Annotated in this window: 20 protein-coding genes; 10 read left to right on the top strand and 10 right to left on the bottom strand. The window is 64.4% G+C overall.

From position 1 onward, the window contains the following. The 7 genes from K0F85_RS14180 to K0F85_RS14150 form a co-directional block, all read left to right on the top strand. On the top strand, positions 1-403 hold a 403-nt coding region (locus K0F85_RS14180; RefSeq protein WP_219116649.1), incomplete at its 5' end, for a hypothetical protein. Between the two features lie 123 nt (positions 404-526). Next, positions 527-2,275: a ribonucleoside triphosphate reductase gene (locus tag K0F85_RS14175; protein ID WP_219116648.1), complete on the top strand. Its 1,749-nt coding sequence runs from the start codon at positions 527-529 to the stop codon at positions 2,273-2,275. Continuing rightward, on the top strand, positions 2,272-2,472 hold the full coding sequence (gene nrdD, locus K0F85_RS14170; protein WP_102120923.1) for an anaerobic ribonucleoside-triphosphate reductase: 201 nt from the start codon (positions 2,272-2,274) through the stop codon (positions 2,470-2,472). Before K0F85_RS14175 ends, nrdD begins: the two co-directional genes overlap by 4 nt. After that, positions 2,462-3,169 (top strand): anaerobic ribonucleoside-triphosphate reductase activating protein, encoded by a 708-nt coding sequence (locus K0F85_RS14165; protein ID WP_219116647.1) that lies wholly within the window; start codon positions 2,462-2,464, stop codon positions 3,167-3,169. Before nrdD ends, K0F85_RS14165 begins: the two co-directional genes overlap by 11 nt. Positions 3,170-3,317: 148 nt before the next feature. Then, positions 3,318-7,388, top strand: a complete 4,071-nt coding sequence (locus K0F85_RS14160; RefSeq protein ID WP_219116646.1) for a Pls/PosA family non-ribosomal peptide synthetase — start codon at positions 3,318-3,320, stop codon at positions 7,386-7,388. A gap of 9 nt (positions 7,389-7,397) precedes the next feature. Beyond that, complete coding sequence (locus tag K0F85_RS14155; protein ID WP_219116645.1) at positions 7,398-7,925, top strand: 4'-phosphopantetheinyl transferase superfamily protein; 528 nt, start codon at positions 7,398-7,400, stop codon at positions 7,923-7,925. Positions 7,926-8,123: 198 nt separating this feature from the next. Further along, positions 8,124-8,651: a LysR family transcriptional regulator gene (locus K0F85_RS14150; protein WP_219116644.1), complete on the top strand. Its 528-nt coding sequence runs from the start codon at positions 8,124-8,126 to the stop codon at positions 8,649-8,651. On the opposite strand, the gene K0F85_RS14145 is transcribed toward K0F85_RS14150, so the two are convergent. Then, a complete protein-coding gene (locus K0F85_RS14145) occupies positions 8,648-9,325 on the bottom strand; it encodes a phosphoribosylanthranilate isomerase (RefSeq protein ID WP_219116643.1) in 678 nt (225 codons plus the stop codon). The two genes, K0F85_RS14150 and K0F85_RS14145, sit on opposite strands and share 4 nt — an antisense overlap. A 125-nt stretch (positions 9,326-9,450) precedes the next feature. Here K0F85_RS14145 and K0F85_RS14140 point away from each other — a divergent pair, with 125 nt between their 5' ends. Continuing rightward, complete coding sequence (locus K0F85_RS14140; RefSeq protein WP_077402374.1) at positions 9,451-9,678, top strand: hypothetical protein; 228 nt, start codon at positions 9,451-9,453, stop codon at positions 9,676-9,678. 73 nt (positions 9,679-9,751) lie between these two features. Continuing rightward, entirely contained in the window at positions 9,752-10,156 is a 405-nt protein-coding gene (locus tag K0F85_RS14135) for a hypothetical protein (protein WP_219116642.1), read from the top strand. 84 nt (positions 10,157-10,240) lie between these two features. On the opposite strand, the gene K0F85_RS14130 is transcribed toward K0F85_RS14135, so the two are convergent. The 6 genes from K0F85_RS14130 to K0F85_RS14105 form a co-directional block, all read right to left on the bottom strand. After that, the gene (locus K0F85_RS14130; RefSeq protein ID WP_219116641.1) at positions 10,241-11,269 is read right to left on the bottom strand and encodes an RNA methyltransferase; all 1,029 of its coding nucleotides are present in this window, start codon (positions 11,267-11,269) and stop codon (positions 10,241-10,243) included. 65 nt (positions 11,270-11,334) lie between these two features. Next, the gene (locus K0F85_RS14125) at positions 11,335-11,676 is read right to left on the bottom strand and encodes a zinc ribbon domain-containing protein YjdM (RefSeq protein ID WP_096234803.1); all 342 of its coding nucleotides are present in this window, start codon (positions 11,674-11,676) and stop codon (positions 11,335-11,337) included. 91 nt (positions 11,677-11,767) lie between these two features. Continuing rightward, positions 11,768-12,745, bottom strand: coding sequence for a CDF family Co(II)/Ni(II) efflux transporter DmeF (gene dmeF, locus K0F85_RS14120; protein ID WP_219116640.1), 978 nt, complete (start codon positions 12,743-12,745; stop codon positions 11,768-11,770). Positions 12,746-12,755: 10 nt separating this feature from the next. Continuing rightward, positions 12,756-13,031 carry a metal/formaldehyde-sensitive transcriptional repressor gene (locus K0F85_RS14115; RefSeq protein ID WP_034784058.1) on the bottom strand — a complete coding sequence of 92 codons (276 nt, stop codon included), beginning with the start codon at positions 13,029-13,031 and terminating at the stop codon, positions 12,756-12,758. 84 nt (positions 13,032-13,115) lie between these two features. Further along, positions 13,116-13,952 carry a TlpA disulfide reductase family protein gene (locus K0F85_RS14110; RefSeq protein ID WP_219116639.1) on the bottom strand — a complete coding sequence of 279 codons (837 nt, stop codon included), beginning with the start codon at positions 13,950-13,952 and terminating at the stop codon, positions 13,116-13,118. Positions 13,953-14,027: 75 nt separating this feature from the next. Further along, positions 14,028-14,753, bottom strand: coding sequence for a DUF2325 domain-containing protein (locus tag K0F85_RS14105; protein WP_306984712.1), 726 nt, complete (start codon positions 14,751-14,753; stop codon positions 14,028-14,030). 583 nt (positions 14,754-15,336) lie between these two features. On the opposite strand from K0F85_RS14105, the gene K0F85_RS14100 reads away from it, so the two are divergent. Continuing rightward, positions 15,337-16,572, top strand: coding sequence for a site-specific integrase (locus tag K0F85_RS14100; RefSeq protein WP_219116638.1), 1,236 nt, complete (start codon positions 15,337-15,339; stop codon positions 16,570-16,572). Positions 16,573-16,700: 128 nt separating this feature from the next. Here K0F85_RS14100 and K0F85_RS14095 read toward each other — a convergent pair whose 3' ends face one another. The 3 genes from K0F85_RS14095 to K0F85_RS14085 all read right to left on the bottom strand — a co-directional run bounded on the left by K0F85_RS14095 (position 16,701) and on the right by K0F85_RS14085 (position 18,297). Continuing rightward, positions 16,701-17,489, bottom strand: coding sequence for a DNA adenine methylase (locus K0F85_RS14095; protein WP_219116637.1), 789 nt, complete (start codon positions 17,487-17,489; stop codon positions 16,701-16,703). Positions 17,490-17,605: 116 nt separating this feature from the next. Then, complete coding sequence (locus tag K0F85_RS14090) at positions 17,606-17,905, bottom strand: hypothetical protein (protein WP_257572774.1); 300 nt, start codon at positions 17,903-17,905, stop codon at positions 17,606-17,608. After that, on the bottom strand, positions 17,902-18,297 hold the full coding sequence (locus tag K0F85_RS14085) for a hypothetical protein (RefSeq protein WP_219116636.1): 396 nt from the start codon (positions 18,295-18,297) through the stop codon (positions 17,902-17,904). The genes K0F85_RS14090 and K0F85_RS14085 overlap by 4 nt, the downstream gene beginning before the upstream one ends. Positions 18,298-18,362: the final 65 nt, after the last annotated feature.

Genomic DNA, 18,362 nt, shown 5'->3' with positions numbered 1-18,362 from the left:
CAAACCGCTGCTGCTCTTCCTGCTGACCCTGTTTCTCACCGTGCTGCAAGTGCAGTGGGCCGCACCCGCCGACGGCTATGTCGATGAGGCGCTGTCCATGCTGTCGCCCGAGGTGCTGGGCGCGTATCCGGGCGTGCTGCTGCTGTTCCTGCAAGCCGTCTTCGCCCGCCGCGCCATGCCCGCGATGCGCCAGGCCGCCATCAGCACGGGCCTGCTGGCCATCTACTGGCTGCTGGCGAACTACGTCACGTTCGACGCGCGCGTGGCCAGCTGGAGCACCTATTCGCCGCAGGAAATCTGGGCCCACGTGCTGCCCGCCTCCGTCATCAGCATCGCCGTCTGCGGCGCCGCGCATTTCGCCCTGAGCTGCTTCCTCCTGCGCCAGGGAGGCCTGAAAAAGTAAACAGGGAGCGCTTTTTCACCTGCATCAAGGATTCGTCACGCAAGTGCATGCGCCCTTTGACGTCACTACATTTAGTCCTTAACCTCCATGAAAACACCGCATGTTGTGTTTATTGGAGGTTACATGACGACGAATGCAGTTCCACCCACGCGCGGCCAGGTCGACGTCGCCGCGTCCATCAATGAATACCTTGAGCGGCGCGACTGGCGTGTCAACGCCAACGCCAACCAGGGTTACTCGCTGGGCGGCCTGATACTCAACGTATCGGGCAAGGTCATCGCCAACTACTGGCTGGACCAGGTGTATCCGCCGGAAGTGGGCGCGGCGCACCGCGAAGCGGCGCTGCACATCCACGACCTCGACATGCTGGCCGGCTATTGCGCCGGCTGGTCGCTGCGCACCCTGCTGCACGAAGGCTTGAATGGCGTGCCGGGCAAGATCGAGTCCGGTCCACCCAGGCACATGTCAAGCGCCATCGGCCAGATCGTCAATTTTCTCGGCACCCTGCAAAACGAGTGGGCCGGCGCGCAGGCATTCAGCTCCTTCGACACTTACATGGCGCCCTACATCCGCAAGGACAGCCTGCGTTACGACGACGTGCGCCAGACCATGCAGGAGCTGATCTTCAACCTCAACGTGCCATCGCGCTGGGGCACGCAGACGCCGTTCACCAACCTCACCTTCGACTGGGTCTGCCCCGATGACCTGCGCGAGCAGATTCCCGTCATCGCCGGCCAGGAGATGAACTTCTGCTATGGCGAGCTGCAAGCCGAGATGGATATGATTAACCGCGCCTACATCGAGATCATGATGGCAGGGGATGCCAAGGGCCGCGTATTCACCTTCCCCATTCCGACCTATAACATCACCGAGGACTTCGACTGGCATAGCGAGAATGCGGAACGCCTGTTCGAGATGACGGCCCGCTATGGCCTGCCCTATTTCCAGAACTTCATCAATTCGGAACTCAAGCCGAACATGATCCGCTCCATGTGCTGCCGGTTGCAACTGGACTTGCGCGAACTGCTCAAGCGCGGCAACGGCCTGTTCGGTTCCGCCGAGCAAACGGGTTCCCTGGGCGTGGTCACCATCAATTGCGCGCGCCTGGGCCATCTGTGGCGCGGCGACGAGCAGGCATTGATGGCGGACCTGGACCGCCTGCTGGAACTGGGCAAGAGCAGCCTGGAAATCAAGCGCCGCACCATCGAGGAACTGATGCAGCAAGGCCTGTTCCCCTACACGAAGCGCTACCTGGGCACCCTGCGCAATCACTTTTCCACCCTGGGCGTCAACGGCATCAACGAGATGATCCGCAACTTTAGCGGCGACGCCTACGACATCACGGCGCCGGAAGGCCATGCGCTGGCCATACGTCTGCTCGACCACGTGCGTGCGCGCATGCTGCAATTCCAGGAAGAGACAGGACATATGTACAACCTGGAAGCCACACCGGCCGAGGGCACCACCTATCGCTTCGCCCGCGAAGACCGCAAGCGCTACCCCGCCATCATGCAGGCGGGCACGCCCGACAATCCGTATTACACGAACTCGTCGCAGCTGCCCGTCGGCCACACGGACGACCCGTTCGAAGCACTGGAATTGCAGGATGCGCTGCAGCGCAAGTACACGGGCGGCACGGTGCTGCACCTGTACATGACGGAAGCGCTGTCGGACGCCAACGCCTGCCGCGAGCTGGTAAAACGCGCCCTGAACCGCTTTTCTCTGCCCTATATCACCGTCACGCCCACCTTTTCCATCTGCCCGCGCCACGGCTACCTGGCCGGCAAACATGAATTCTGTCCCACCTGCGACGCGGAACTGATCGCCCGCAAGCAGGCCCACCCTGTTCCAACACTTCAGGAAACGCCATGAACGCACGTCCCGACTTCACTCCCGCCATCACCCTGCTCGACACCGAACGCCAGCGCTGCGAAATCTGGACCCGCGTGATGGGCTATCACCGCCCCGTCGCCTCGTTCAACATCGGCAAGCAGGGCGAATTCCACGAGCGCCAGTATTTTACGCAAGCGAGCGCCCGGCTTGGCCAGCCCGCCTGCCATGGCGGCTGATTTGAAAGTGGGCGGCCTGACGCCCTTTTCCGCCACCGACTACCCGGGCAAGCTGGCGGCCGTAGTGTTCGTGCAGGGCTGCCCCTGGCGTTGCGGCTATTGCCACAATCCCCATCTGCAGGCGCGCACGCCGGAAGGCGCTATGCCCTGGCGCGACGTCCTGACCTGGCTGCGCCGCCGCGTGGGCCTGGTCGACGCCGTCGTCTTCAGCGGCGGCGAAGCGTGCATGGACCCGGCGCTGGGGCGCGCCATGCAAGACGTCAGGGCGCTGGGTTTCGGCATCGGCCTGCATACGGCCTGCATCTATCCGCAGCGCCTGCAGGAAGTGCTGCCCCTGGTCGACTGGGTGGGTTTCGACATCAAGGCGCCGTTTGCCGACTATCGTCATGTGACCCGCGTGGCAGGCAGCGGCGACCCGGCGCGCGCCTGCCTGGACGCCATCCTCGCCAGCGGCGTCGCTTACGAATGCCGCACCACCACCCACCCGGACCTGCTGCCGGACGAACAGTTGCTGGCCCTGGCCGCCACCCTGGCCGCCAAAGGCGTCGATAACTACGTGCTGCAACAGTTCCGTGCCGAAGGCTGCCTTGACGCGACGCTGTCCGGCCGCCTGCTGCACGGCTATCCGGCGGTGCACACTTTGGCGCAAATCGGTGGCATGTTTCCCCGTTTTACATTCCGTCATCATGGCAGTTGAGCCGACAAGCAGATAATTTCTCAAAGCCTTGCAAAATTCCCCGTTCTGCAACGCTGAAATGCCTTGCGTACTGTAATGTATCAACTGTGCTGCGCACCACGCGCAGCACAGCAGATTCCTCACATCGCATTACAGATAAGCGTCATCCATGAACGATTTCACCGCAGTCAGCCCAGCCCCCCCTTCCTCCCACGCCGACATCCTGTACGGCCCGCCGCGACCGGATATGCTGCGCGAGGAAGTGCTGGCCGACCTGATCGAGGCGACGGCACGCCGCTGCCCGCAGCAGATCGCGCTGGTCGATGGCGAGCGCCGCATCACGTATGCCGAACTCGATGCGCTGGCGGGACTGGCCGCGTCGCGCCTGGTGGCGGCCGGCGTCAAGCCTGGCGACATCGTGGGCCTGTGGTTGCCGCGCGGCGCCCCTCTGCTGCTGATGCAGGCGGCCATCGCCAAGGCGGGCGCCGCCTGGCTGCCCGTCGATGAAGACACGCCCGTCGAGCGCCTGCAAGTGTGCCTGGATGATGCCAACGGTGTTGGCGTCGTCAGCTGCGCGCAGTTCGCGCCACGCCTGGCGCAGGCCGGCGTGGCGCGTCCCGTGTGGACGGCGGAAAGCCTGCTGGCCCCCGCTGCGCTGTGCGAAGTGCTGCACGCGCGCGGCAGCGTATTGCCCGAACACCCGGCGTATGTCATCTACACCTCCGGCTCGACGGGCAAGCCCAAGGGCATATTGATCAATCAGCGCAGCATCTGCCACTTCCTGCGTAGCGAAAACGCCGTGCTGGAAGTAACGCAGGACGACACCGTCTACCAGGGCTTTTCCGTCGCCTTCGACATGTCGTTCGAGGAAATCTGGATCGCCTACCTGGTGGGCGCCACGCTGTGGCTGGGGCCCAAGGATATTTCGGGCGACCCGGAAGCCCTGCCGCGCGCCTTGGCCGCAAACAAGGTCACCGTTCTCCACGCAGTGCCGACCTTGCTGGCCCTGTTCGCCGAGGAAGTACCGAGCCTGCGCCTGATCAACCTGGGTGGCGAAATGTGCCCGGAGTCCCTGGTCGAGCGCTGGTCGCGCCCTGGCCGCGCCATGTTCAACACCTATGGGCCCACGGAGGCGACCGTGTCGTGCAGCCTGGCGCGCCTGCGGCCGGGAGTCCCCGTCACCATCGGCACGCCGCTGCCCAACTACGGCTTGCTGGTGCTGCAAGTGGCCGAGCCGGGTGAAAACCGTCCCTTGAGCCTGCTGGCGCGCGGCGAAACGGGGGAGCTGTGCATCATCGGCCCCGGCCTGGCCGACGGTTACCTGGGCCGGCCCGACCTGACGCTGGAAAAATTCCTGCCCAATCCCTGGAGCACGGGGCCCGACGATGCGCGCCTGTACCGCACGGGCGACCTGGCCCGCATCGATGCCGACGGCCAGGTGCTGTGCCTGGGGCGCGCCGACGATCAGGTAAAAATACGCGGCTTCCGCGTGGAGCTGGGCGAAATCGAAGCCGTGCTGGCGCAGCAGGCAGGCGTGGGCACCGTAGCCGTCTTGCTGCGCAAGGATGATGGCATCGACCAGCTGGTCGCTTACATCGTCGGCAACGACGAGGCGAGCAAAGACGAGGCGAGCGACGGTGCGCTGGCGGCAAAAAACCTGCGCGCGGCCCTGAACCTGCACTTGCCGCCGTATATGGTGCCGGGCCGCTTCGAATTGCTGCCGCTGATGCCGCGCCTCACTTCCGGCAAGATCGACCGCAAGGCCTTGAAAGCCATGCCGCTGTCGGCGCCACCGGCGGGCGAGGCGGGTGAATCGGACGTACCAGAAACGCCGGCCGAAGCGGCCCTGTTCGCGGCGCTGGCCAAGCTGTTCCCCGGCCAGGCCATCTTGCGTCAGCTGGACTTTTTCAGCGACCTCGGTGGCCATTCCTTCCTGGCCGCGCGCCTGGCGTCCGCCCTGCGCGCCGATCCGGCTTACGCCCACATGACGGTACGCGACATTTACCAGAACCGGCAGATCGGCAAGATCGCCGCCGTGCTGAACGAAGCGCCTGCGCTGGCCACACCGGAAGCGCAATGGACACCGCCATCCACCCTGAAGCGCTGGATATGCGGCGCGGCGCAGGCGGCGGCCGTGCCGGGCCTCGTCACCCTGCGCATGGCGCAATGGATGGCGCCCTTCTTCACCTATCACTTCTTCACGGGCGACTCGGGAGACACCGTGCCGCGCGCCATCGCCGCTTCCATCGGCGTGTTCCTGCTGGCGACGCTGGCCGAATTTGCCATCGCCATTGGCGGCAAGTGGCTGATCGCCGGGCGTTTGAAGCCGGGCAGCTATCCGCTGTGGGGCCTCACCTATTACCGCTGGTGGCTGGCCGACCGCCTGATCGAATCGGCACCCGCCTACCTGCTCAGCGGCTCGTCCCTGAACAGCTGGTGGCTGCGCGCGCTGGGCGCCAAAGTGGGCAAGGAAGTGGTCATCGGCTCGATGACCCTGCGCGCGCCCGACTTGCTGTCCATCGGCGACAACGTCAGCGTGGGCAATGCCGTCAACTTTGAAAACGCCCGGGTCGAACGGGGCCGTTTGCTGCTGGGGCAGATCAGCATCGGCGACGATGCCTGCATCAGCTCTTACGCGATTTTGGAAGGCAATACCAGCGTAGGCCCGTTTGGTCACCTGGAGGGACAGTCGGCGCTGGCCGATGGCATCTCGGTGCCGGCGGGCAGGGTCTGGACCGGTTCGCCCGCGCGCGACATCGGCCCCTACGACCCGGCCAGCCAAGCGCCACGCCCCGCCGTCTCGCGCCTGCGCCTGACGGGCGAAACCCTGTTCTTTTGCTTCGGCATGGTCTTGATCGCCGTGCTGTTCTTCATGCCCGTCTTCCCCAGCTTCGTGCTGATCGACTGGTTCGACGAGCGCGAGATGATGCCATGGCTGCAGGGCCGCGACGTGACGACGCAGCTGGCCCGCTACTTCCTGCTGGCCTTCCCCGCCAGCGCCGTGCTGATCGTGCTGACGGCCCTGCTGTCGGCCGCCATCCGCTGGGGCGCGCTGCCCCGCTTGAAGCCGGGCAGCTCGCCCGTGCACAGCAATATCTATTGCGCCAAATGGCTGGTCAGCCATATTCAGGAATCGAGCCTGAACGTGTTGCATGGCATTTACGCCACCGTGTACGCCCCTTACTGGTACCGCCTGCTGGGCGCCAAGGTCGGCAAGGGCGCCGAGATTTCCACGGCGCTGGGCGTGGTGCCCGACATGCTGACCCTGGGCGACGACACCTTCATCGCCGACGCCGTCATGCTGGGCGACGAGCAAATCGATGGCGGCTGGATGACCATGCGCCCCACCGTCATCTCGCACCGCAGCTTCGTCGGCAACGGCAGCTATATCCCGGACGGCACCGTGCTGCCCGAGCACGTGCTGATCGGCGTGCATACGCATGCACCGCGCAATGAGCAGATGCACAGTGGCGATACCTGGCTGGGCTCCCCGCCCATGCATTTGCCCGCGCGCGAACAGGTCAGCGGCTTTGCCGAGCACCTGACGTTCCAGCCGTCACTGCTGCGCCGCCTGGGCCGCAGCCTGATCGAAGCCTTCCGCATCGTCGCACCGCATGCGGTGGTGATCGCCGTCGGCTACACGCTGGTGCTGGACGTGATGCCGATCGCGGGCGCCGGGCGCTGGGGCGAAGTGGTGGGCGACCTGGCCATTGCCGGCATCGCCTACGGCATCGGCAATTTCCTGGTGGTGCTAGCGTTCAAGTGGCTGCTGCTGGGACGCTACCGCAAGCACGCGGCGCCCATGTGGACGCCCTTCGTGTGGATTTCGGAAGGCGTGACCAACCTGTACGAAGGCATCGCCGTGCCCAACTTCATGCGCTACCTGCGCGGCACGCCGTGGCTGCCGCTGGCCTTCCGCCTGTTCGGCTGCAAGATCGGCCGCGGCGTCTACATGGACACCACCGACATCACGGAATTTGACTGCGTGCACATCGGCGACTACAGCGAATTGAACGCGCTGACCTGCCCGCAGACGCATTTGTTCGAAGACCGGGTGATGAAGATCGACCACGTGGAGATTGGCCAGCGCGTCTACATGGGCCCGCGCAGCTCCGTGCTGTATAGCGCCAAGGTGGGCGACAATGCCCGCCTGGGGCCCTTGACTCTGGTGATGAAAGGCGAGCACATCCCCGCCGGCAGCAACTGGGCGGGATGTCCTGCGGCGCCTTTGCGTAACTGATCGCAGCTGATGGAGGCGACGCTGCTCTGGTCGGAGGACGGCGTGCTGGTGATCGGCGTCGCCGCCGTGCTGCCGCGCGCCGAGGCGCGCCTGCGCATCCGCGCCGCCATGCGCGTAGCCGTCGCACACTGGCAGGAGATGGACATCGGGGCGATCTCGGTGGCATCGACACCGGGCGCCCCTCCCTGCTTGCTGCTGGCCGGCCGCACGGCAGGCCTGTCGTTCAGCCATGATGAGGGACTGTCGCTGGCCGCCATCCACCTGCATGGCCCCGTCGGTATCGACCTGATGCGGATACAGGACATTCCCGACTGGTTCGGTCTGGCGCGCGATTATCTGGGGCCGCAGGTGGCCGAGGACCTGGCCGCCCAACCCGATGCACAGCGTCCTTTGGCCCTGGCGCAGGCGTGGACGGCACGCGAGGCGGCGCTCAAGCGCGCAGGCAGGCAGTTGGCGGAGTGGGACGGTGCGGCGCCAGCTTGCCGCCTGCAAGCTTTGTGCTTGGCGGCGCCGTATGTAGCGACCCTCGCATATTAATCCTCCTTGCCGTCGGTCTTTGCACCCATTTGGACGAAAATCAGTTTTACGATAATACTGACGAGCAATCCCAGCACCCCGATCAATTCCAGCATGGTCTTTCCTTCGCAGTGACAGCAGAGCCGACCACTGTAGCGCGAACGCCGGGGCCAGGCCAATATCAAATCAGGCAATCTCCGATCTCGAAAAGGCATACGATTGATTTCCCTCCGACAGTTCCGCTATTGTATCGAAGTCGTCGATGCGGGCAGCTATTCACGCGCGGCGAAAAAACTGTATATCGCGCAGTCGGCCCTGAGCCGGCAGATCAAGGAGCTGGAAAGCGAGGGGCAAGCCCGCCTGCTCACGCGCGACGCGCGCCATATCGGGCTGACGCCAGCGGGACAGGTCTTTTATGAACGGGCCAGGCGCATCCTCGACGACATCGAGGAAACCGTGCGCCAGACGCGCCACGTGGGACAAGGCGCGCGAGGCATCATCCGCCTGCTGCATTCGAGTTCCGTCACCCTCACGCCCGCCATCGGCGCCGTGCTGAACCGGCTGCTGGCGCAGTTCCCCGGCGTCTCGCTGGATATATCAAAGGGATCGTCGGAAAACCAGGCCGCCGATATCGAGGAAGGCCGTGCCGAACTGGGCCTGATCTCGCCACGCGCGGCCAGCGCCATGGTGGCCGCATTTACGCAAGCGTTCGTGCGCGAGATGAACGCGCTGGCAACGCCCGCTTAACCTTCCGCATACAGCGCCGCATCCACGTCGCGCACGGCCGCCATCAGCAAGGCCAGCTTCATCACATCGAGCTTGCCGTCGGTGCGCACGCGCGAGCACAGATCGATGCCGTAGGGGCGCACCTGGCGCAGCGCATCGGCCACGTTGCTGTCGTCCAGCCCACCGGCCAGGAAGACGGGACGGGGGCTGGCGCGCACGAAGCGCGCGCTGACGGACCAGTCGTGCGTGCGGCCCGTGCCACCCAGTTCCGGCACCAGGGCGCCAGGGCGGCCCGAATCGAGCAGGAACGCATGTACATGCGGCGCGTAGGCGGGGATCAGCGCCAAAGCCTCGGGTCCTTCCACGTGGATCACCTGCACGCGCCGCACCTGCGGCAGCAAGCGCGCCAGCTGCGCCACTTCGGCGGGGTCGATATGACCGACGATCTGCACGGTGGACGGCTGCGTGGCGCGCACGTGTTCCGCAATGGCTGGCGCCGTCGTTTCTGACGTCAGCAGGAAGGTGGCCACGGGCGGCGGCGTCCAGGCGGCGATCTGCGCGATGCGCGCGTCGGGAATCGGGCCGGGGCCGGACGGCATGGCGGCCACCAGGCCCAGCGCGTCGGCGCCGGCGGCAATGGCCAGTTGCGCTTCGTCGATGGAAGCGATGCAGCAGATCTTGATGCGGGTTCTCATGGCCTTGCGTGCTCAATATGGATGGTCAACATTACAACACAGGACGGCACGCGCGCCAAGACACGCGGTCAAGGCCGCGCGCGATTGTGTGCCAAAATGGGGTTTGCCCACATCCCGAGGACACCATGGCCGACTACAAAAATCCCAGTTACGTGGCCCGCTCCATGCACCCACGTTTCGATGAACTGACCTCGCCCGGCGAAGCCGTGCCGTATTCCGGCATCTACCGCTGCGACGGCTGCGCGCACGAGATCGTGTCGACGGAAGGCCACGTCATGCCGCCGCAAAACCACCATCAGCACAGCAGCGAGCAGGGGCCGATACGCTGGCGCCTGATCGTCAGCCCGCGCTGATTGACATGCGCCAGGTGGCGGACGATACTTGATTTACCCGGGATCGCCATTCGAACGTCATTGGAACACCAGCATGCGTATCGTCGACTTTGAAGTCCGCAAGGAGTGTCCGCCGCAGTTGTGCGACTGCGAACGCGGGCGCCTGCTCGACGATGCGCAGGCGGACCTTGCCATCCTGCGCCTGAACCTGACGGAAGAAAAGCGCTTGCTGGCGCACATCGAGGGCATTGCCAGCTATGCGCAGTTGCAGAAGCTGCAGTTACTGTTAAAGAGCAATCTGGGCGTGGAATTGCAGATTGCACCGGGCGGTGGCGAAGTACGCAGCGTGCGCGGCTTCCAGATCCGCCTGCTGGAGCGGCCCGGCCTGTGCCGCAAGACGCGCGCCGCCATCCCCGCCGCCGTGCGGCGCTGCCTGGCCGCGCATCCCGAGATTGCGTATGCGATCTTGAATGACAACGATTTGCTGGGTGGCGTTTAACCCCAAGGCAAAGGCTGGGGTCAGACCCTCAACACTGTTAGCGTCAAGCTCAGTGCCAACGTATTCGGGGGTCTGACCCCGGTTCTACGCTGCGTGTATCTCGATCACTTTCCTGCCCTTCGCTGCACGCGCCCGCAACTGCCCGCAGCCGCCCTCCACGTCCTGTCCCGCCGAATCGCGCAGCTTGGTCAGCACGCCGCGCGCGTGCAGGGCGGCGGCAATGGCGCGCGCCTTTTCCCAGCTGGGGCGCTTGAACGGCAAGTCGTCGATGGTGTTATACGGGATCATGTTGAGCACGGCGTACTTGCCCTGCAAGAGCGCGACGATGCCGTCCATCTCGTCCTCGCCATCGTTGACGCCCTCCATCAAGGTCCACTGGTACTGCACCGGGTAGCCGGTCAGGCGCGCATACGACTCGCCGAAGTCCACCAGTTCGCGCGGCGACAGCTTGGGCGCGCGCGGCAGCAGCTGTGCGCGCAGTTCCGCCTTGGTCGTGTGCAGCGACAGCGCCAGCGCCGGTTTGACTCTCCCTTGCGGCAGGCGCTCGAAGGCGCGCGGGTCGCCCACGGTGGAAAACACGAGGTTCTTGTGGCCGATATTGCCCTCGGTGCCCAGCAGCTCGATGGCCTCCATCACATTGCTCAGATTGTGCGCCGGTTCGCCCATGCCCATGAAGACGACTTTTTTCACGGGGCGCAAGGTGCGCGCCAGTACCACCTGCGCGACGATTTCGCCGCTGGTGACTTGCCGGATCAAGCCGTCGCGGCCCGTCATGCAGAACTGGCAGCCGACGGCGCAACCGACCTGGCTGGACACGCACAAGCCATCGCGTGGCAGCAGCACGCTTTCCACCGTCTGGCCATCGTGCAGCCCCACCAGCAGGCGCGCAGAACCGTCCGCACCCGGATGGGTACTCAGCAGTTTCAGCATGCCCTGCAATTCGAGGTCGAGCGCAGGCAGGGCCACGCGCACGGGCAGCGGCAAAAAGTCTTCGGCGCGGCGCCGGCCCTGGTCGTGCGGCTGCCCCTGTATCCAGTCGCGCAGCACGCGCTGTTCGTGCAGGGGCTTGGCGCCCAGGGCGCGCAGGCGCTGGCGGAGATGATCGATTTGCATGGCGTCAGAGTAAAAAAAACGGCGCGCAGGAATCAAGCCGGCGCGCCGTAGGACAGGTAAAAGCGTTATACCTTCTTGACGAATTCCGTCTTCAGGCTCATGGAACCGAAGCCGTCGATCTTGCAGTCGATATCATGGTCGCTATCGACCAGGCGGATGTTCTTGACCTTGGTGCCCATCTTGACGACACCGCCGCCGCCCTTCAATTTCAAGTCCTTGATGACGCTGACCGTGTCGCCGTCCTGCAGGATATTGCCGGCCGAATCGCGGTACACCTTGGCGCCCTCTTCCGCCGCTTCGCCAGCCGTGGCCGACCATTCATGCGCGCATTCAGGGCAGATCAACTGGCTGCCGTCTTCGTACGTGAATTCGGATTTGCATTGCGGGCATGGTGGTAATGTGCTCATTTTCTTCTCTGTCTGGTGAACAGCGCGTGCTGTAAAAGCCGACAGTATACTGCCTACGCCTCGCATCAGCGCGCTTTTTTCGCCATCATTGTCAAGGACGGCGAATAATCTCGATGGTGCTGTGGACAATTTCCTCGTGGATGCCGATGCGCGCGCGCAGCTGGGCCGCCGTCAGGCCGGCGTCGCGGCTGACGACGGACAAGGCGCACGAGTACAGCTGCTTGCCGACTCGCCACACGTGCAGGTCGACGATGCGCGGCGTATCGCCAGCGTCTTCGACTTCCACCGCCGCGCGGATTTCGTCCACCACGGGGTGATCCATCTCGCGGTCCAGCAAGACCTTGCCCGTCTCCTGCATCAGCTTTTTCGCCCACAGCGCCACCAGAACGGCACCGATGATGCCCATCACGGGATCGAGCCAGCGCCAGCCATACATCCAGGCACCGCCCAGCGCAACGATGGCCAGCACGGACGTGGCGGCGTCGGCCAGCACGTGGATGTAGGCGGCCTTCATGTTCAGGTCTTCGCCATGGCCATGGTGGTCGTGGTGACCGTGGTGGTCGTGGTGACCGTGGTGGTCATGATGGTCGTGACCATGGTCATGGTGCCCGCCGAGGATCAGCGCGCACAGCAGGTTCACCAACAGGCCGAAGGCCGCCACCGCCATCGCCTGGGGATAGTGGATAGCCTGCGGCGAGAACAGGCGTTCGACCGAGGCCACCACCATCAGCGCGGCAACGCCCAGCAGCAGGATAGCGCTGGAGTAGCCGGCCAACACTTCGATCTTCCAGGTGCCGAAGGCAAAACGCGGGTCGCGCGCATAACGGCGCGCCGCCGCATACGCAAACGCGGCCAGGCCGATGGCCAGCGCGTGCGAACTCATATGCCAGCCATCGGCCAGCAGGGCCATGGAGTTGTACCACCAGCCGGCGACGATTTCCAGCACCATAGTGGCCAGGGTGATCCACATGACGATGCGCGCGCGGCGTTCCGCCTTGCCATTGCTGCTGTCAAAAACGTGGTCGTGCTGCCAGGCGGACAGGTCTTCGCTGAGGGATTGCGTTTGCATGACCGTCTCCTTATTTGAGGTAGGTGCGCAGGATGCCCGCGATGTCGTCGGCACCCCTGGCCCGCTCGTCGCCGGAGATATCGGGACTGGCCACGTGCTCGCGCAAGTGCTCTTCGATCACTTCGGCCATCAGGCCATTCACGGCGCCGCGCACGGCCGCAATCAGTTGCAGCACTTCGCCGCAGTCGCGGCCCTCTTCCAGGCCCCGCTCCAGGCCTTCCACCTGGCCGCGGATGCGCTTCACGCGATTAAGCAGCTTGGTCTTGTTGTGTGCCGTGTGTCCCATGATTCCATCCCGATAAATACTATAGGGGGGTATACTATCAGAAACCATCGCGGCCAAGGCAAGGTATAACTGTGTATTACTGCATCAGGGCGCCGACGCGATCTTTTGCAGCTTGCTGGCCAACGAGGCGTCGGACAGTTCGCCCAGGTGAGTGTCGATCAGTCGCCCCTGCGCGTCATAAAACAGGGTGGTGGGCAGCGCCGAGGAACCGGCCGCCTTGCCCAGCGCCGCCTCGCGGTCGAGCACCACGTTACGCAGGGTCACGCCGCTCCTGTCCAGGAAAGCGCTGGCTGTCGTCGCATCCTCGCGCTGGTTTGCATACACGAAGACGATATCGTTGCGCGCCTGCTGCGCCGCCGCCAGCACGGGCATCTCGCGCCGGCATGGCGGGCACCAACTGGCCCACAGGTTCACCACCATGGGCTTGCCGCCGGCCAGCGCCGCCAGGGTCACGGGCGCGCCATCGACCGCCTGCAGCGTCACGGCCGGCAAGGCCGTCGGCTTGTCGTAGGCCAGCAAGATCCCTGCGCTCAACACGACCCAGGCCAGCGCGCCGGACGCCACGCTGATGGCCAGCGGACGGCGCATCACCGCCATGGCGGCGCGCCGGCAACGCCACGCAGCGATGGCCAGTGCGGCAGCGATGCCGGCCGGTGCCAGGAAACCTCCGTCGCGGATATTCATGATGGACCAGGGCGCAGCCAAGGGGGCGCTGAAATACTGCTCATGCCAGCGCAACACGAACGCCAGGCGCGCCGCCAGCAAGCCGGCGATCAGCATGTCGGAAACCAGGGGGCCGGCGTCCGGCAACTGGCGGTAGCGCCGCAGCCAGCCCGCCACGCCGTAGGCGACGCACAGGGACACGAACAGCAGGACCATGCCCGTGGGCAGGGCCAGGGGGCCGATTTGCAGGGACAGCATGCGTGCTTTCTATAACGTCGAATGGACGGTCATTCTGCCGCAGGCGGATTAAGCATGCGTTAAGCGGCGCGAAAGTCAGCCGGCCAGCGCCTCCTTGCGCACGAAATGCATGGCTTGCGGCTGGTCCACCAGCACGCACTGTTTGCCCGTGCGCTTGCAGTGGTCGTGCACGCGCCAGTAGGCATCGTGGCTGACGCAGCCCGTCTGGCAAATCACCAGGTCGGCCGCCAACAGCCCCGCTTCCAGCGCGACCACATCGTCGGCGCCATCGTCGCCACCCGCGTGATGCAGGAAGCGCCCGCCTGCCTGCTCGATGGCTTGCTGCGCCACGTTGGTGCCGGAGGCCTGCTGTCCCGCATCCTGGTCCAGATAACTGCCGACATACAGCACGGCTTTTTCGCGCACGTCGGCCTGCAGAGTGGGCAAGCGCACGACGGAAGGCGCGGACAGCCACTGCAGGCGCAGCAACTCGCGCATGAGGTCCTGCACGCGCTCACCGAGCCATTCGACCTTGCGCGCCAGCCTGGCACGCGTCGGCAAGCCCGGTATGCTGGCAGCCAGTTCGGCCAGGTCTTCGCGCGCCAGCGCCAGCTGCGTATCGCCGATCACGACCTGCGCCCGCGCGCGCATCAATTCCGACTCCAGCTGCGCGATGCGGGCCGCCTGCGCAGCCAGCTGCGCACTGCAGCGCGCCTGCGCCCGCCCATATTCCCCCATCAGCACGCGATGCTCATGCGCGATCACGTCTTCGTTGCCATACCCATTGCCCATCATGCCCTCCTTCACCGACCGTGGTGCCATGGCGCAAGCCCATCGTGACCCCATTGCTCGCATTATAAATGAGAATCATTATTATTTGTATGTGCGCGTGCGCGCGAGGGGTATGCGAGGGCTGGATTCGGCGATGGAAGCATGGCTGGGCATGCGTAGTTTTTATCAGTAACATTGCTGTTATCCATAATGACAAAGATTCGATAATCACACTAAGTCACTTTTGGTATTTTGGGATTTCTGACTTACGGGGAGGCCGGAGGGGGAGCTTGCCACCAGTGCCTGAAGTGAGGAGACGGCGTTGGCCGCTTTGCGGCCAACGGTGCCGCGCGTGGCACGGCAATCCGACGATTCGAATAGCCTCGCGCCCCTTAGGGCGCTCCGTCTTCGAATCCCGCCGTGCCGTCCAGACAAACAAAAAAGCCTCCCGCAGGGGAGGCTTTTTTGTTTGATTCTGGCGGAGACGGTGTCCGCCAAAGTGATGTTCGCAAAACGTCGCTTGATGCCTCTACGCCCTTGAATTTATGCGTTATTTTTGCCAATTAGTCCGCTTGATGTCGCTTGAGTACGGTAAAATCCGCGCTCTATGTGTGGGTAGGAATGGGGGTAGGAGATGGCGCGGACGGTTGAGAAATTGACGGCATTGACAGTGAGTCGGGCAAAAACGCCTGGGTATTTTGGCGATGGCGCAGGCCTGTACTTGCAGGTATCGAAGACAGGCACCAAGAGCTGGATCTTCCGCTATACGCGCGAGCGCAAGCAGCGCGAGATGGGCCTTGGCGCCGTGCACACTGTAACCCTGGCCGAGGCGCGTGGCAAGGCGCGGGATTGCCGGGCGCTGCTGCTGGAAGGGAAAGACCCACTGGAAACGCGTGCTGCCGACAAGCTGACCGATGCGCTGGATCGGGCTCGGGCAATCACGTTCAACCAATGCGCAAGCGCCTACATCGCCGCGCACCGTGGCAGCTGGAAAAACGTCAAGCACGCGGAGCAGTGGGAAAACACGCTGGCGACCTACGCCGCGCCCTTTATCGGGGACTTGCCCGTGGCCGCCGTCGACACCGGCCTGGTCGTCAAGGTGCTGAGCCCCATCTGGCAGGAAAAGACGGAGACGGCCACCAGGTTGCGCGGCCGTATCGAGAGCATTCTGGACTGGGCGACCGTCAGCAAGTACCGCGTGGGCGAAAATCCGGCAAGATGGCGCGGCCACCTGGATAACCTGTTGGCGGATCCCGGCAAGCTTGGGAGGGTGAAGCACCACCCTGCCCTGCCGTGGCAGGATGTGGGCGGATTCATGAAAGAGCTTCGTCAGCGCGACGGCATGTCGGCGCGCGCCGTGGAATTTGCGATCCTGACTGCGGCCAGGTCGGGCGAGGTCCGAGGCGCGGTATGGGGGGAAATCGACTTGGACTGCGCGCTGTGGACAATCCCGGCCGTCCGGATGAAGGCCGGTCGAGAACACCGAATTCCGCTGTCGGCCGAGGCGGTGGCGTTGCTCAAGCAAATGCCACGCGTGGAAAAGCATGTTTTCCCTGGGAGTAAAAGGGCCACGCCGCTATCTGATATGAGCCTGACGGCAGTGCTGCGCAGGATGGATCGGAACGATATCACCGTGCACGGCTTCCGGTCGACGTTCCGCGACTGGTGCTCGGAATCGGTTGCGAACTCGTTCCCGCGCGAGGTGTGCGAGCATGCGCTGGCGCACAGCTTGCCGGATAAGGTCGAGGCCGCGTATCGCCGAGGCGACCTGTTGGAGAAACGTATTTTGCTGATGCAGGTATGGTCGAACTACTGCAACTCGGTCCCTGTCGTAGCCAGCGTGACGGCCATACACGTGGCAGCAGTGTAGGAAACTATCTGCACCCTGCCACAACCGCCTCCAGTTCGCCCTCATATTTCCGCCCTCGCGGCCAATCCCGCGCCAACGCCAGGACGATCCCGCAGTCCAAGAGCGCTGGCGCCCGCGTGCCGAACTCCTTAGAATAGCCCGGCCGGCTCAGCCTCCCTATCCCAGCTGTAAATAATCAACTCCTTGCGCTCTACCGCCCTCCCGCCACCACCCACACTGTACTGGATGCCGGTTGTATCCATCTGGAAGCCGGCAAACACCCGCCGGATGTCCGGGTGGTCATTCAGGCTCAAGATGGCCTTGCCCTTCAGCCTGGCCATCAGTTCGGCCATCTTCTCGTACTGAGCGAATTCAAACTCCACACCGTAGCCGGCCGTCTCCCAATAAGGCGGGTCCAGGTAAAACAGAGTATGCGGCCGGTCATAACGTTCCATGCACTTGTACCAGTCAAGGTTCTCGATGTAAGCGCCAGAGAGGCGCAGGTGCGCGGCCGACAAGTTCTCCTCGATGCGCAGCAAATTGAGCGGCGGCGCTGTCGTCGCCGTGCCCCAGCTCTGCCCGTCGACCTTGCCGCCGAAAGCGTGCTGCTGCAGGTAGAAGAAACGTGCCGCGCGCTGCAGGTCCGTCAGGGTATGCGGCGGCGTGTCCTGCAGCCACTTGAACACCTCGCGGCTCGACAGCGCCCACTTGAACTGGCGTACGAATTCCTCCAAGTGGCATTTCACAACACGATACAGGTTGATCAGTTCACCGTTGACGTCGTTCAGCACCTCGACCTCGGCCGGCGGCCGCATGAAGTACAGCGCGGCGCCGCCGGCGAAGACCTCGACGTAGCAAGTGTGCGGTGGAAATTGTGGGATGATGCGGTCGGCCAGGCGTCGTTTGCCGCCGATCCAGGGGATGATGGGAAAAGCCAAAATGTGAACCTCCTAATGTTAGAGTCGAATTACCTCCCCGAGGTAGCACGAGCCTACTTGGTTCACTGGCCTGGCCAGCGGGCCGAGGCTGATTGTTGCTGTTGGTGCAGCGACAATCAGCGCTCTGCTTTTTCATCTGGCAGAATGCACCCCGCAATTACTGCCTCCAGTTCCACTTCATACTTTCGGCCGCGTGGCCAGTCCCGTGCCAGCGCCAGGACGATTTCGCCATCCGTTGCCGCTGGTGCCAGCTGGTCGAACTCGTAGGCCGGCCGCTGCGGTACCGACTTTACACATGGTGTAAAGACGGGAACTTCGACCCGCTGCGGCGCCAGCGGTGTGCTGCCGCAGCCGGCCAGCAGCATGGCGATGGCCGAACTTGCCAATTTGGTCAAGTTGACGATTTTCGGATTCAACGCACGCCCTCCAGCAGCAGCCTGACGGCCGGCATAGCTTCGTCGCAGGTATTGGCGCGCGCGCCCGCGATCTGCGCCAGGGCAGCGTCATACTTCTTGCCCTTGGCAGCGGCGGCCGCCTGCGCCGCTGCACCGCGCTCCTGCGCCGCCAGGGTTGCCTTGGCCATGCCATCGATGGCGCGGTTCTGCTCGGTGATCGAGCTGCGCAGCTGCGCGCTGACGCCCTGCTCCTGCACCAGCGCTGCGCGCGCGGCGTCACGGTCGCCGGCGGCCAGCCACCATCCGGTGCCGGCGGAGCTGGCCACCAGTAACAGCGCGGCGGCCAGGACGACAGCGGCCGCTTTCCAGATGCCGCTGACGGCGGCGCCCGCCAGCGTGCCGAGGGCGCTCACGAGCGCACCTGCAAGATGCCAGCGCGCGTGCCGTGGCGGTCGATGGTGATGATGCGGTTGATCGG

It is taken from the genome of Janthinobacterium sp. UMAB-56, from assembly GCF_900095265.1.
In the GTDB taxonomy this organism is placed as follows: Bacteria; Pseudomonadota; Gammaproteobacteria; order Burkholderiales; family Burkholderiaceae_D; genus Janthinobacterium.
This window is presented reverse-complemented; position numbering and strand designations above follow the sequence as displayed.

Coding starts and splice junctions, on each gene's coding strand:
- K0F85_RS14125 (WP_096234803.1), bottom strand. CDS start 11,676: ATGAGCACATTACCACCATGCCCGCAATGCAAATCCGAATTCACGTAC.
- dmeF (WP_219116640.1), bottom strand. CDS start 12,745: ATGCAAACGCAATCCCTCAGCGAAGACCTGTCCGCCTGGCAGCACGAC.
- K0F85_RS14135 (WP_219116642.1), top strand. CDS start 9,752: ATGCGTATCGTCGACTTTGAAGTCCGCAAGGAGTGTCCGCCGCAGTTG.
- K0F85_RS14130 (WP_219116641.1), bottom strand. CDS start 11,269: ATGCAAATCGATCATCTCCGCCAGCGCCTGCGCGCCCTGGGCGCCAAG.
- K0F85_RS14165 (WP_219116647.1), top strand. CDS start 2,462: ATGGCGGCTGATTTGAAAGTGGGCGGCCTGACGCCCTTTTCCGCCACC.
- K0F85_RS14100 (WP_219116638.1), top strand. CDS start 15,337: ATGGCGCGGACGGTTGAGAAATTGACGGCATTGACAGTGAGTCGGGCA.
- K0F85_RS14140 (WP_077402374.1), top strand. CDS start 9,451: ATGGCCGACTACAAAAATCCCAGTTACGTGGCCCGCTCCATGCACCCA.
- K0F85_RS14105 (WP_306984712.1), bottom strand. CDS start 14,753: ATGGCACCACGGTCGGTGAAGGAGGGCATGATGGGCAATGGGTATGGC.
- K0F85_RS14160 (WP_219116646.1), top strand. CDS start 3,318: ATGAACGATTTCACCGCAGTCAGCCCAGCCCCCCCTTCCTCCCACGCC.
- K0F85_RS14155 (WP_219116645.1), top strand. CDS start 7,398: ATGGAGGCGACGCTGCTCTGGTCGGAGGACGGCGTGCTGGTGATCGGC.
- K0F85_RS14145 (WP_219116643.1), bottom strand. CDS start 9,325: ATGAGAACCCGCATCAAGATCTGCTGCATCGCTTCCATCGACGAAGCG.
- K0F85_RS14115 (WP_034784058.1), bottom strand. CDS start 13,031: ATGGGACACACGGCACACAACAAGACCAAGCTGCTTAATCGCGTGAAG.
- nrdD (WP_102120923.1), top strand. CDS start 2,272: ATGAACGCACGTCCCGACTTCACTCCCGCCATCACCCTGCTCGACACC.
- K0F85_RS14110 (WP_219116639.1), bottom strand. CDS start 13,952: ATGCTGTCCCTGCAAATCGGCCCCCTGGCCCTGCCCACGGGCATGGTC.
- K0F85_RS14175 (WP_219116648.1), top strand. CDS start 527: ATGACGACGAATGCAGTTCCACCCACGCGCGGCCAGGTCGACGTCGCC.